Annotated in this window: 11 protein-coding genes; 2 read left to right on the top strand and 9 right to left on the bottom strand. The window is 57.2% G+C overall.

Annotation, left to right across the window (positions count from 1 at the left end; translation table 11 throughout):
- Positions 1-32 precede the first annotated feature (32 nt).
- From ACR0MJ_RS06425 to ACR0MJ_RS06385, 9 genes are all read right to left on the bottom strand, one after another.
- Entirely contained in the window at positions 33-1439 is a 1407-nt protein-coding gene (locus ACR0MJ_RS06425) for a sensor histidine kinase (protein WP_480759978.1), read from the bottom strand.
- The gene (locus ACR0MJ_RS06420) at positions 1396-2076 is read right to left on the bottom strand and encodes a response regulator transcription factor (RefSeq protein ID WP_170393316.1); all 681 of its coding nucleotides are present in this window, start codon (positions 2074-2076) and stop codon (positions 1396-1398) included. The genes ACR0MJ_RS06425 and ACR0MJ_RS06420 overlap by 44 nt, the downstream gene beginning before the upstream one ends.
- Positions 2077-2239: 163 nt before the next feature.
- Positions 2240-3676 (bottom strand): DegQ family serine endoprotease, encoded by a 1437-nt coding sequence (locus tag ACR0MJ_RS06415; RefSeq protein WP_170421237.1) that lies wholly within the window; start codon positions 3674-3676, stop codon positions 2240-2242.
- 746 nt (positions 3677-4422) lie between these two features.
- Entirely contained in the window at positions 4423-5037 is a 615-nt protein-coding gene (locus tag ACR0MJ_RS06410) for a nucleotidyltransferase family protein (RefSeq protein ID WP_170645923.1), read from the bottom strand.
- A 31-nt stretch (positions 5038-5068) separates the two neighbouring features.
- Complete coding sequence (locus ACR0MJ_RS06405) at positions 5069-7486, bottom strand: GcvT family protein (protein ID WP_480759973.1); 2418 nt, start codon at positions 7484-7486, stop codon at positions 5069-5071.
- Positions 7487-7591: 105 nt separating this feature from the next.
- Positions 7592-8899, bottom strand: coding sequence for an HlyC/CorC family transporter (locus ACR0MJ_RS06400; RefSeq protein ID WP_170393312.1), 1308 nt, complete (start codon positions 8897-8899; stop codon positions 7592-7594).
- A 63-nt stretch (positions 8900-8962) separates the two neighbouring features.
- The gene (locus ACR0MJ_RS06395) at positions 8963-9919 is read right to left on the bottom strand and encodes a site-specific tyrosine recombinase XerD (protein WP_480759970.1); all 957 of its coding nucleotides are present in this window, start codon (positions 9917-9919) and stop codon (positions 8963-8965) included.
- Between the two features lie 2 nt (positions 9920-9921).
- On the bottom strand, positions 9922-11448 hold the full coding sequence (locus tag ACR0MJ_RS06390) for a hypothetical protein (protein ID WP_170635616.1): 1527 nt from the start codon (positions 11446-11448) through the stop codon (positions 9922-9924).
- Positions 11438-11587 carry a hypothetical protein gene (locus tag ACR0MJ_RS06385; protein WP_170393309.1) on the bottom strand — a complete coding sequence of 50 codons (150 nt, stop codon included), beginning with the start codon at positions 11585-11587 and terminating at the stop codon, positions 11438-11440. The genes ACR0MJ_RS06390 and ACR0MJ_RS06385 overlap by 11 nt, the downstream gene beginning before the upstream one ends.
- 79 nt (positions 11588-11666) lie before the next feature.
- Between ACR0MJ_RS06385 and ACR0MJ_RS06380 the strand changes: the two genes are divergently transcribed.
- Entirely contained in the window at positions 11667-12254 is a 588-nt protein-coding gene (locus ACR0MJ_RS06380; protein WP_170405283.1) for a shikimate kinase, read from the top strand.
- A complete protein-coding gene (aroB, locus tag ACR0MJ_RS06375; protein WP_480759965.1) occupies positions 12254-13366 on the top strand; it encodes a 3-dehydroquinate synthase in 1113 nt (370 codons plus the stop codon). The genes ACR0MJ_RS06380 and aroB overlap by 1 nt, the downstream gene beginning before the upstream one ends.
- The last annotated feature ends 3 nt before the right edge of the window (positions 13367-13369 follow it).

Below are 13369 nucleotides of genomic sequence, written 5' to 3'. Positions count from 1 at the left end.
GATCAACGCTCTAGTAGATGTTCTTCATGAAATTACGAATTGCGTGACAACTTCAGAGTTGTCTTAAGCCCTGGCTTCCGGTTACGCGCTAGAAACGTGCCGCCGTGCATATGCGAAATTGCCGCCACAAGCGCTAGTCCAAGACCAGCATTGCGCCCTGTCCTTGCGGGATCAAGCGTGACAAACGGCATCTGCAATCGGGGCAGATCGCTTTCTGGTACGCCAGGGCCCCGGTCGCGAACGCTGAGTAACGCATAGTCGCCGTCGTCTCGAATTTCGATGGTGATCGCCGTGCCAGTCGGGGCGTAGCGCATGGCGTTTTCAAGAAGGTTCGACAGTGCTTGAGACAGCAGAGGGCGATGGCCTTGGATTGGGTCCGCGTTTCCAACGACCTCAAGTCGGATGTTCTGATCAGACGCGACAGGTTCGTATAACTCAACCACGTCACCGACCAGTTGCAAAAGCTTTACCGGTTCAAATTGTTCGCGGCCCAGGCCGGCCTCGGCGCGCGAAATCTCGGTCAGTTGGCTGAGAACGCGCAGCAGGTGATCAATCTCGCCGGTTGCGCGCGCCATGTCGATCTCGCGATCTTGATCGCTTTTGCCGGGCTCAGCCAGGGATTCGACCCTTTGCCGCAGCCGCGACAAGGGAGAGCGCAGGTCATGAGCAATCGAATTGGAGGTTGTGCGCAGGTTGCTGATCAACTCTTCAATACGGTCCAGCATGTTGTTCAACGTGCCCGCGACCTGATCGAATTCATCGCCCGTGCCACGTAGAGGCATGCGCAGAGCTAAATCGCCGGAAACGATATTGTCGGCTGTATTGGCGATGTCTTTCAGTCGTGAAAACACCAGCCGGGTCAGCAGCCAGCCGGTCAATAAACTCAGCGCCAATGCCGTGGCAAGTGCCAGCGCGACAGACCGGAACAGAACCCGGTCGAATTGCTGTCTGGCCAATGAATCACGCCCGACAAGCAGCCTCTCACCACCCGGCAGCCGGACTGAAGCGGCAGAGATCGGGACATATTGATCCGTATCTTCTTTGCGAAGCTGAAGATCGACCCAGCCGCTGCCCGGAGTTATCCCTTCCGGCCAATGCGTCAGGTTGCCCGCCAGTTTCGTGCCTTGCCGACCTGTCAGCAGGTACAAGGCATCCCGCTCAGCCGCTGTCGGCAAACGGCGGTCGATGGCAGAGATCAACCCGATCATGCCACGCCGTTCATATTCATCTGCGAGGCCCGTAAGCTCGGCCTGAACGACCGAACGCGTCTCGCCTGAAATCGTGCGATTGGCCGTAAAATACACCATCGTCAGAACGGTCGCCGTCAGCAAAGTGCTAAGCACCATGCTGGCCAGAACCAACCGAGTACGAGAGTTTTTCAGCGACAGGCGCAGGTTATCCATCCGAAACCATGTATCCGGCGCCTCGGACTGTTTCAATCACCGGGTCGGCTCCGTCTTCATCAAGCTGGCGGCGCAGTTTCGAAATATGGACGTCGACCACGTTGGTGTTCGGGTCAAAGTGGTAATCCCACACACCTTCAAGCAACATCGTGCGCGAGACGACGCGGTTTTTTCGGCGCAGAAAGAACTCCAGAATTTGAAATTCGCGCGGAGTCAGGGTGATTTCACGACCGTTGCGCGTGACCTTGCGGGTCAACAGATCCATTTCGAGATCGCGGCAGGCAAGGGTCGGCGTTTCTTCGGCTTCTTGCGGTCGACGCAACAGGGCTTCGATCCGGGCATGAAGTTCCTGGAATGAAAATGGTTTGACCAGATAATCGTCTGCGCCCGCGCGGAGGCCTTTGACTCGCTCGTCCACTGCACTCATGGCGGTTAACATCAGAACAGGTGTTTTCAACCCAGCCGCACGCATTGACTTAATCAGTGATAACCCGTCCAGCCCGGGAAGCATTCGGTCCAGTACGACCGCATCAAATCCGCCGTCAGTTGCGTGGTACAGGCCTTCGCGGCCATCTGATGCGACTTCGACAACATAGCCTTCTTCACCAAATCCCTTGGCAATGAAGTCCCGTGTGTCTTGGTCATCTTCAACGATCAACAAGCGTCTGCTCATGGTCAGGGCTCCTTCCCAATGGGATTTAAACACACATACTCTTTGAAAAAAACATGCCGGGTGCAAAGGTGCACCCGGCTGTTCCGGCGGCACGTGGACAATCCGTGCCTGCCAGAATAAGCGCTCCAGATTTCCCCATCATGTGGCGCGCTTAGGTGTAGGGTTAGGCGATTTCGACCGCGACGAAGATCTGGTTGCCACCGCGATTGATCAAAACCAGAGCTGGATCCGTCTTTTCGTTCTCCAGCGCTTCTTTCAAAGCGTCTGGCGTGACGGTATCCAGATTGCCCAGTCGAACGATCACATCACCACGCTGCAATCCGGCCTTGGCCGCGGGGCTTTCGGGCTCCAGATCAGTGACAACAACACCATCGACGTTCTCGGCCACGCCAATCTCGGCGCGGGCGGTTTCGGTCAGCGGTGCCACGGTTACGCCCAGCGACGTACCTTCGAACTTGTCTTCAACCACGCTATCGGTCGCCGCCGAGGCTGACTGATGCTGACCGATTGTCAGTTCGATCTGTTCTTCTTTGCCATTTCGAAGAACAGTCAGCGTGCTATCAGTACCTACCTTGGTCGTGCCAACCAGGATCGGAAGATCGCTACTGGAATCAACGGCTTCGTCATTGAAGGTCAGGATCACGTCACCTTGCTGCAGTACGCCATCGGCCGGGCTGTCCGGTACAACATCCGATACCAGTGCACCTGTTGCCGTATCGATACCCATCGCAGCAGCCAGTTCGGGGCTGACATTCTGGATCGACACTCCCAACCAACCGCGGCTGACCTCGCCGTCATCGCGCAGATCAGCCGTGATGTGATCTACAATATTCGAAGTCACCGCAAAGCCGAGCCCGACTGAGCCGCCGCTGGGCGAATAGATCGCCGAGTTCACACCGATCACCTCACCATCCATGTTGAATAGCGGACCACCCGAGTTGCCTTTGTTGATAGCAGCGTCGGTCTGGATGAATTCGGCGTAGGGGCCTTCCGAAATATTGCGCCCCTTCGCGGAAACAATACCGGTCGTAACGGTTGCATTCAGGCCAAACGGGTTGCCGATGGCGACGACGTCTTCGCCTACGCGAATGACGTCGCTGTCACCCATTTGAACGGCTTGCAGGTCTTCTCCTGCGTCGATTTTAAGCACGGCGATGTCCGTAAGCGGATCTGTACCAACGATTTCAGCTTCGAATGTGCGGTTATCGCTCAGACGTACGGTCACTTCGCTGGCGTTGTCGACAACGTGGTGGTTGGTGACGATGTATCCCGCCTTATCAAGTACAAAGCCTGATCCCAAACCCTGGCTGGGGCCTCGCTGCGGCATGTCAAATCCTTCAGGACCGCCGAACCGTTTAAAGAACTCGCCAAAGGGATGGTTTTCGAGGTCGAACTCCTGACCTTGTGTGGGGCGTGGTTTGGCATCTTGCTTGGCGGTGATCGTGACCACCGAAGGCGAGACGGTTTCGACCAGATCGGCCAGAGCCTCGTCTGCCATTGCGGGCAGGGCGGTGGTGGCCATCATGGCCGCGCCCAGTGCGGTAGCTCCCATCCAGCTGGATGTGCGTGGAATAAGCAGTGAGGATTTACGGATGCTCATTTTGACTCCTGTCTATTTCGGCGGTTGATCCCGCGCATTGAGACAGGAGATGCACTGGCAACCTTGGGATATCCTGAGAGAAATATTAAGAAACCTTAATTTCGCCACGTTTCGCCGCTTTAATGACTCCGTTCAAGGTGCTCGGGTAGCAAGAATCAGCTTGGGTGCTATGTGGCGAATCGGTGGATTGTTGCCGATAAAGTCAATAATTTCGAAAAAGCATTGAATTGATTCATTTTTGTTAACAAAGAAACGACGCTTTTGCGGTCTCAAAAATACTTCTCCTAAAAGTTGCGTGAGATGGAGTGTTCAAATTTCGAGCACGCCCGTCGATGCCTTTGAAATAGGTAAGTTAGCCGTATTCTAAGTGCGCAACTGACGGAAACTTCTGGAAAAAGTATAAGTCGATGCAACCATTGGTAGAATCCAGAGTGTTGCATTGTTGCTCAAAAGCCAGTGCGCCTGTGCTGAAATTTACCATTTCATCCAATTTTACATTGTTTGAACGCATCGGATCAGCGACATTGGAGTTGCCCAAGTGAGGGGGGCCTTAGGCACTAGGGGGTGTCAAAGGCGCATCTCAGTCTCCATAGCGCTGAGCGGCATGTTAACGAGGGGGTCTTGTTTAGGTTCAGCGGCACAACGTCGGGAAGCCTGATTGGCGATCTGACCGCGCTTTAGAGATTGGTGAAAGTGGTAGTCCTGTTTTTGGGCATGCGACCCGGTCATTATTGACCGGGTCGCGTTTATTTGAGGGGCTGCTTTTGCGGTCGGCCCGCATTCCAACGGGTCCAATCGGCGGGTGTATCCAAATCAAGCAGCGCATTCTGGGCGGGCAGGCGATGCAGATGAACCTTGCCCTTGTAGCGTTGCACGACAATCTGCGCGCCGCTGTCACCGTTCAGTTCCGAAAGCTCTGAAAATAGAGAACGATCAAAGACGACAGGATGGCCGGGAGCGCCTTCGTCAGTAGCCCCACGCCATATCAGATTGTCAGGGTGGGTTTTGACTGATCGGAGAACGCTGTTCAGGTCTTGGGTTGTGAGGTCCGGAAGGTCCGATAACAGGATCATGACCGCAGGTGCATTTGTTGGAACGGAGGCCATTGCACCTCTCAAACTGGCATTCATGCCTTCTTGCGCATTTGGGATTTCGACCAGTTGAACATCGAGGCCCTCCAGCACCGTATATCGGGGATGTGGGGCCGGGGGCAGGGCGATGATAACGTGACCTGCGGCAAGCGCCCGCTGAGCCACTCGGCGCAGAAGCGGCACGCCTTCAATCGGTTGCATTAACTTATCAGCACCACCCATGCGGCTGGATTGCCCGGCAGCGAGCAGGATGATGGGAATCTGGGTCATTTCGCAAGCATGCCGTCGGTGGATTAATAAGTCATCCCCGCATTCTTGCGCCATCGGGATCGAAAAGTGGGGTCGTGATGACACGCGCTTTGCGCATCTGACCTAGAATTTCAATTTCAACCGCACGTCCCTCGGTGGCCTGTTCAGTCGGGAGGAACCCCATCGCAATCGACTTGCCCGCAAAGTGCGAATACCCACCAGATGTACAGAAGCCGACAACAACGCCATCTAACCAGATCGGTTCGTACGCGTTTACATCTGCATCTGCCGCGTCGACCTCAAAAGCCACCAAGCGGCGATCAGCGCCAGATGCGCGCTCGGCCTCGGCCGCTGCTCGGCCTATGAAATCGCTGCTCTTGGAGAATGAGATAAACCGATCCAACCCGGTTTCTGCCGCTGTATAGTCGGGTGAAAATTCTCGCATCCACGAGCCAAAGAACTTGTCCAGACGCAGACTCATCATTGCGCGCATGCCAAATGGGGTCATGTCATGGGCTTGACCCGCTTGCCACAAACTCCACCAGAGTTGCCGTTGGGCCATTGGGTCGCAATAAATCTCATAACCCAGATCGCCGGTATAGCTGACACGCTGAACGATGCAGCCCGTCATGCCAATTGTCATCTCGCGCACGTCGAGGAACCTGAGCGAGTTGACTGCTTCTCGGGTGCAGGCCGACAAAACCTCGGTGGCCTTGGGGCCTGCGATCTGAAACCCATTCAACCGGTCGCTGATGTTCTCGATGCCCACGCCATGGTCCTGGTTTTTCAGGAACCAGCGCATATGAAATGCCTGACTGCCGTAGGAGGCGGTCAGGTGAAACAGGTCGTCGCCCAAGCAGGAGACGGTGAAATCGCCGATCAGCTTACCTTTATGCGACAACATTGGTGTCAGTGAAACGCGGCCTGGTTTGGGTATGCGGCCCGCCATGATGCGATCCAGCCATTCACGAGCACCGGCACCCGTAATACGGTATTTTCCGAAATTGTGGACTTCGTTGATCCCAACACCTCCACGCACGGCACGAACTTCGCGGCCGGTGGCCTCAAAGGCGTTGGAACGGCGGAACGAGGGTGTCTCGAAATCCGGTTCATCGCCTTGGGCAAAGTAGTTTGGTACTTCCAGCCCGTATTGCTGCCCCCAAACGGCACCGAGATCGCTGAAGATGTCGTACATTGGTGTGGTTCGGTTGGGACGCGCTGCTGGCAGTTCCTCGTTCGGATAAGCGACGCTGAACCGCTTCTGATAATTCTCGATCACCTTGGGGCGCGTATAGCCCGGGCTGATCCAATCGCCAAACCGCGCCACATCCATGGCAAACACATCGCGTTCGGGTTCGCCTTCGATCATCCATTGAGCAAGGGTCAAGCCAACACCACCGCCTTGGCTGAAACCGGCCATGACACCGCAGGCTGACCAGTAGTTCCGCACGCCAGGCACCGGACCGACCAGAGGGTTGCCATCCGGGGCAAAGGTAAACGGCCCATGGATGACGGATTTGACACCCGCCTCAGCGAGAACAGGGAAGCGTTTGTAGGCGAATTCGATGCTATCGGTGATTTTGTCGAAGTCATCGGGCAGCAGTTCGTGGCCAAACTCCCACGGGGTGCCGTCGACCGCCCAAGGTTTGCAGGGCTGTTCGTAAAAGCCGATGCACAGTCCACGCCCTTCCTGCCGCAGATAGCTTTCGCCAGCGGGGTCCATCACATGCGGGTGCTCGCCACCTGCGTCGATGATGGCCTCGATCTCGGGTATGTTATCGGTGACCAGATATTGATGCTCCATCGGATGCAACGGGAAGTAGATCCCGGCCATCGCACCGACCTCGCGCGCCCACAATCCGCCCGCATTGACGATATGTTCGGCGTGAATTGTACCCTTGTCGGTCACCACGTCCCAAGTTCCGTCCGCGCGCTGGTTGGTCTCGCGCACCATGCAATGGGTTTCGATCGTAGCCCCGCCCATACGTGCGGCTTTGGCGTATGCGTGTGTTGTACCGGACGGATCAAGATGCCCGTCCAGCGGATCATAAAGCGCACCAAGGATGCCATCGATATTGGTGATCGGAGCAATTTTCTTGATCTCCTCTGGCCCGACAATCTCGGTCTCAAGACCCATGAATCGGTGCTTGGCGCGTTCGGCGAGCAACATGTCGAACCGGTCTTGATTGTCGGCCAGCGTGACGCCGCCGACGTGGTGCAGGCCACACGACATGCCCGTGATCTCTTCCAGCTCTTTGTACAGCCGGATGGTATAACCCTGCAGGGCGGCCATGTTTGTGTCACCGTTCAGGGTGTGAAACCCGCCCGCCGCATGCCAGGTCGAACCGCTGGTCAGCTCAGACCGTTCCAGCAGCATCACATCCGACCAACCGAGCTTGGTCAGGTGATAGAGGACCGAGCATCCGACAACGCCGCCTCCGATAACTGCGACACGGGTGGTGGTTTTCACGATGTTTCTCCCTCGGCTTTTGGCCGAGCCTGCCGAGGGCTCTGGCGTATTACTGTTCCGTTCGCGACACCGCGCGTCGTTTGCTGAATACGCATGCTGTAGGGCTTAGAGAGGACGAACCTTGAGGGCGGTGATCCTGTTGCCTTCGCGGGCCGTGACCTCAAACCGGAAACCGTGGAACGAGAATACTTGGCCCACAATGGGGATCATCTGAGCCTCGTGGATCACCAACCCGGCCAGCGTGTTGGCTTCTTCATCCGGCAGCGACCAGTCTAGCGCGCGGTTGGCGTCGCGGATGGTCATCGCGCCTTCGACCAGATACTGGCCGTCGTCAGATCGGGTAACTGGGACATCTTCGTCGATGTCGAACTCGTCTGCGATCTCGCCCACGATCTCTTCCAGAATATCTTCCAGCGTGATCAGCCCGCGCAGCGATCCATATTCGTCAACAACAAGCGCGAAATGGCTGTGCATGCGAAGAAACTCACGCATTTGGTCGTCCAGAGTGGTGGTTTCGGGCACGAAATAAGGATCGTTGGCAACCTTCGCGATGTCGAAATTCTTAAGCCGCTCTGGATCACCATCGGCGCCACCTACCTGCGCATACATTGCGCGGAACAAGTCTTTGGCGTGCACGACACCCACGATGTTTTCCTGTTCTTCACGGAACACAGGCAGGCGGGTGTGTGGGCTTTCCAGACACTGTTTCAGGATCGCCTCGGGTTCGTCATCCGCATCGATCATCTCGATATTCGAGCGGTGAAGCATGATCTCTTCCACCGCGCGGTCGCCAAGATCGAGCGCGCCCAGAATACGGTCGCGATCTTCTTTTTCGACCACACCTTCGGAATGGCCCAGTTGCAATGCGCCAGCGATTTCTTCACGGACCGCAAGGATGTTGCTATCAGGGTCGATCTGTACGCCGAACAGGCGCAATACACCGCGCACCAGCAGTCGGACGGCAGCCACCACCGGCGAGAACACCGTTACGACGACGCTGATAACGGGTGCCACCAAGGCGGCGGCTTTTTCGGCGTTGGTAATCGCGTAGGTCTTGGGCAGCACCTCGGCAAAGATCAGCACCAGAAGGGTCATCACGAGCGTCGCCAGCGCCACACCGCTTTCGCCGAACAGGCGGGTAAACAGGGCGGTTGCCAACGAAGCGGCAAGGATGTTGACAAGGTTGTTGCCGAGAAGGACCGAGCCGATCAGACGTTCGTTATCATCGGTGATTTCCAGCGCTTTTTTCGCCCCGCGCGAGCCTTTGTCAGCCTGCGCTCTCAGCTTGCCACGCGATGATGCGGTCAGCGCAGTTTCGGAGCCCGAGAAAAAGCCCGATAGGACAAGGAGAAGAAGAATGGATCCTGTCGTGATCCAGAATGCGCCATCAAGCAGAGAAGGAGTGGGTTCCATTGGTCCTAGGTTGTTCGTGTTGCTGCAATCGTTATGGGGGTGCGGGCCCTACCAATCAAGGGGTTAGCCCTGATCTGTGGTGTCGTCTTTGGCCAGCGGGTGGTGTTCCAACACCAGTTCCGACAGGCGCTCATCCAGAACATGCGTATAGATCTCGGTTGTCGCCACATCTGCATGGCCCAACAGCGTCTGGATCGAGCGCAAATCCGCGCCATTGGCCAGCAGGTGCGTCGCAAACGCATGGCGCAGCGTATGAGGTGTGACTTTTTCAGGCGAAACACCGCCTTCGATCGCCAGTTCCTTGACCAGCAGAAAGAAGCGATGCCGCGTCAGGTGACCGGATTTCCCGCGCGACGGGAACAGGAAACGCGACGCTTGCCCCCCTTTGGAAACGGCTTTTTCCTCGGCCGCATCGCGGGCTTGCAGCCAGTCTGCCAACGCCTCGCGGGCAGGGGGGGACAGCGGAACCATCCGCTCTTTCCCGCCTTTGCCGAGGACCAGCAGCATGCGGGGATCACCTCTGGCCGAACTGACCGGCAGCGATACCAGTTCTGTCACCCGCATCCCCGTCGCATAGAGCAGTTCCATCAGGCACGTGTTGCGAATTTTGTCTGCGTCGGAACGACCCGTGCGCCGTGCTGCCGCAAGCAGGCGGTCAACTTCGGGCACGTCCAGTGTCTTAGGCAATCGCTTGGGGCGCCCTGGTCCCTTGATCTGGATGGCCGGGTTGCTTTCGCGCCAGCCTTCTTCGAAAGCAAATCGATACAATTGTTTGATCGCCGACAACCGCCGTGCCCTTGTCGAGCGCGACAGGCCCTGCGCATCGCAATCGATCAGGTAACCTTCAATCCGATCGCGATCCGCTTCGGAAAAGCCCGATTTGCGACGCGTCAACCAATCAGAGAAATCTTTCAGATCCCGGCCATAGGCGAGCAGGGTGTTGGTGGCGGCGCCAAGCTCAGCAGCTTGCGCTTCGAGGAAGGTGGAAATCCACAGCTCCTGAGACGCGGGCGCGGTCATGCTCAAGCCCCGTTCAAGATCATCAACTGCAACGCGGCCCGACGTGCGGTGTCTTCAAGACCCACGCGGCGGAACGCAGCGATTGCAGCGGTCAGGTCGACCAGATTGCCGCGCGCGCCATGGGCGAACAATTGCATCGTTTCCAGAATGGCTTCGCCCAATTGATCGTTGCTCAGAAGCCCGTCGATATCCGAAGGGATGGGCGCGGACCAAGCAAAGCCCTGCGAAATGGCATCCGCCAGAGGGGTTGGTGACGGTGCGCGCTGCGGATCGCCCTGCGCCAGGGCGGCCAGAAACATATTCGCATCGGAACCTTCAGGCACATCTTGTGCCGCGTCTTCATAAAGCTCGGACAACAGCAGAATACGCCACCGCAGATTCTCGGCGGCCGAACCAGATAGTTTCATTGCTGCCAGACGCGGGGCAAAAAGTTCGGCAAACGGAACCTCAAGCCCGACTGACTTCATCTGGGCCCAAACCTCAATTAAAGTCTTGGAAACCGCATCGGGATTTCCGGTTCCCAATGCGGTTTCGAACCGTTGAATGGCTGCCACGCGATCCCACACGGCGCCCGAAGCAGCCGGCGAACGTTCGGTATACAGGCCAAGCAACTGATTGGGTGTCAGCGCCCCAATCCGCGTCAATCGTTCAGCAGCTTCGACCTGGGCTTTCCAGCCCGCCACATCGCGCAGATCGGCATTGGCGAACGCCCGTGGCAGCGAAGCCGTGGGCAAACGTTCACCAATGGCTTCGAACAGACGGAACGTTAGCGGATTCGGGTCGTCGGGCTGAGGAAGATACTCAGCCCCTTCGAACAATTCCGGGCTGAGAAAGCGATCGAGCAACGCAAGCTGGTCTTCGGGCAGCACCTGCAGCGCATGAGCGGCTTCGAGTGTCAGCGCAGCTGACGCCCAATCTCCACGACGGGCCTTGCAGAATATTTGCGCTGCGTAATCCCGAGACAAATTCGGCTGCGCGATCAGCGCCGTACAACTCCGGTCTTCGTCACCCGTCAGCAACGTCGCATCGAACCAGCGTTTGAAACGAGCTTGCGTATCGGTCGGACCGGCCAGCTGAACCAGAGATTGTACCGGATCGGATGCGCCCAATTGCATAAGGCGGTCCAGTCGCGCCATCAGCAATTTGTCTTCTGCCTGTCCTCCGCTCGGGGGACGTGCCTCGGAAAGGAGCAGGGTGAACAGCAGCCGTTGCATAGCGGGGTTGGACTTGACCCGCACCTGCGCGATCAGTTCCGCCAAGCGATCTGCATCGCTGTTCTGCCACAAGTTGACCGGCAGACCCGTGACGGAAGAGGCCACCAAACCCAGCGGTGGCGACAGCGCCTCAAGCGGGGTGACCTGAATATCCGGCTGCAACCCTGTCTGGGTCACAGGCGGTTCCATCAGCACTGTGCCCGGCAGATTTTCTGGGGGGTCGGTCAGCCAGTCAATGATCGACAAGGGCTCCGTCGATTGTGCCTGCGCAGTTCCGGCCAGAAAAAACGCCAGAAGAGTGGTTCTAGTCGGCATTCAAGATGACCGGTTCGCGGACTTCACTTTGAGGAGCGGAAAAGTCCGCACCAAAAAACGGCCCGACATAGGCATACCCAACCAGCCCGATGAAACACAGGCAGATGAGGTAAATCAGGAACTTGATCAAACGGCCCATGGGTGAACGCTGCCTCAATTTTTGCTTTTGCCCAAGTTATAACTAGCATTTTTCTTAAGATCACGTCATTCACGACGAAATGAGCGAAATTAAGCATAACACGGTGCGTTCCGACACAGCGGCGCAATTTCAACTGCACAAAACCGTCGTTTTGGTCGGAATGATGGGGGCTGGAAAGACTGCGGTGGGCCGGGCTCTGGCGGCTCGGCTCGGCGTTCCCTTTCTCGATAGCGATTCCGAGATCGAATCGGCGGCCAACATGACCATCCCCGAGATATTTGCCCGCGATGGCGAGGCGTTCTTTCGCAGCAAGGAAAGCCAGATCATCGGGCGGCTTCTGGATGAGGAAAAAGGCATCCTGTCGACCGGAGGCGGCGCGTTTCTAGCAGAAGGCAATCGAAATATGATCTCAGACCGCGGTGCATCTGTGTGGTTGCGGGCCGATCTGAACGTGTTGTGGAATCGCGTCAAACATAAAGACACGCGCCCGTTGCTGCGTACGGCAGACCCGTATGCAACGTTGCGCGGTTTGTACGAGGCGCGCGTGCCGATCTATGAACAGGCCGATCTGGTGGCTGACTCAGATGGCGAAACCGCAATCGAAGATATGGTGGATCGGGTGATTGCCGCATTGGTGACGCGCCCTGATATTTTGGAACGAATTTAATGCATCAAACCGTACATGTTGATTTGGCCGAGCGTTCTTATGATGTAGAGATCGGCCCCGGCCTTTTGGCGCAATCTGGGGAACGGATTGCCCCGCTGTTAAAGCGCCCCCGCGTTGCAGTTCTGACCGATGAAACGGTTGCTGGTATGCATCTGGACGCCCTGCGCGATGGTCTGGCCTCAGCCGGGGTCGGGATGAATGCGCTGGCGCTTCCGGCAGGTGAAGCGACCAAAAGCTGGCCGCATTTTGAGCGCGCTGTGGAATGGTTGCTGGCAGAGAAGGTCGAACGGAACGACATCGTCGTTGCGCTAGGTGGGGGTGTAATCGGTGATCTGGCGGGTTTTGCTGCTGCGGTTATGCGGCGCGGGGTGCGCTTTGTTCAGATACCTACCTCGCTGCTAGCACAGGTCGACAGCTCGGTTGGCGGCAAGACCGGGATCAATTCGCCACAGGGCAAGAACCTGATTGGAGCGTTTCACCAGCCGTCACTGGTGTTGGCCGACACGGACGTGCTGGGTACTTTACAGACGCGGGACTTTCTCGCCGGATATGGCGAAGTCGTCAAATATGGACTGTTGGGCGATGCCCAGTTCTTTGAGTGGCTTGAAGACAACGGGCCTCTGTTAGCATCCGGCGACATGGCGGCGCGCGTGCAGGCCGTCACACGTTCGGTTCAGATGAAGGCCGATATCGTGGCGCGCGACGAGACCGAGCAGGGCGACCGGGCGCTGCTCAATCTGGGTCATACTTTCTGCCACGCGCTTGAGGCTGCGACCGATTATTCTGATCGATTGCTGCACGGTGAAGGTGTCGCCATCGGCTGTGCGCTGGCGTTTGAAACTTCTTCTCGGCTGGGGCTTTGCCCGCAAGAAGATCCAAGCCGTGTCAGGGCGCATTTGCGCGCCATGGGCATGAAGACTGATCTGGCCGATATTCCGGGTGAACTGCCGGATGCAGAAACACTGGTCGATCTGATGGCGCAGGACAAAAAGGTCGTGGATGGCCAGTTGCGTTTCATTATGGCACGAGGCATCGGGCAGGCATTCGTCACTTCAGAAGTGCCGCGCGAGACAGTGGTCTCGGTGCTTGATGATGCGCTGGCCGCCTGCTGAAAT

This window comes from Ruegeria sp. C6, from assembly GCF_056537625.1.
Note: the sequence above shows the minus strand (reverse complement) of the source record. Positions and strands in the feature narration are given on the sequence as shown.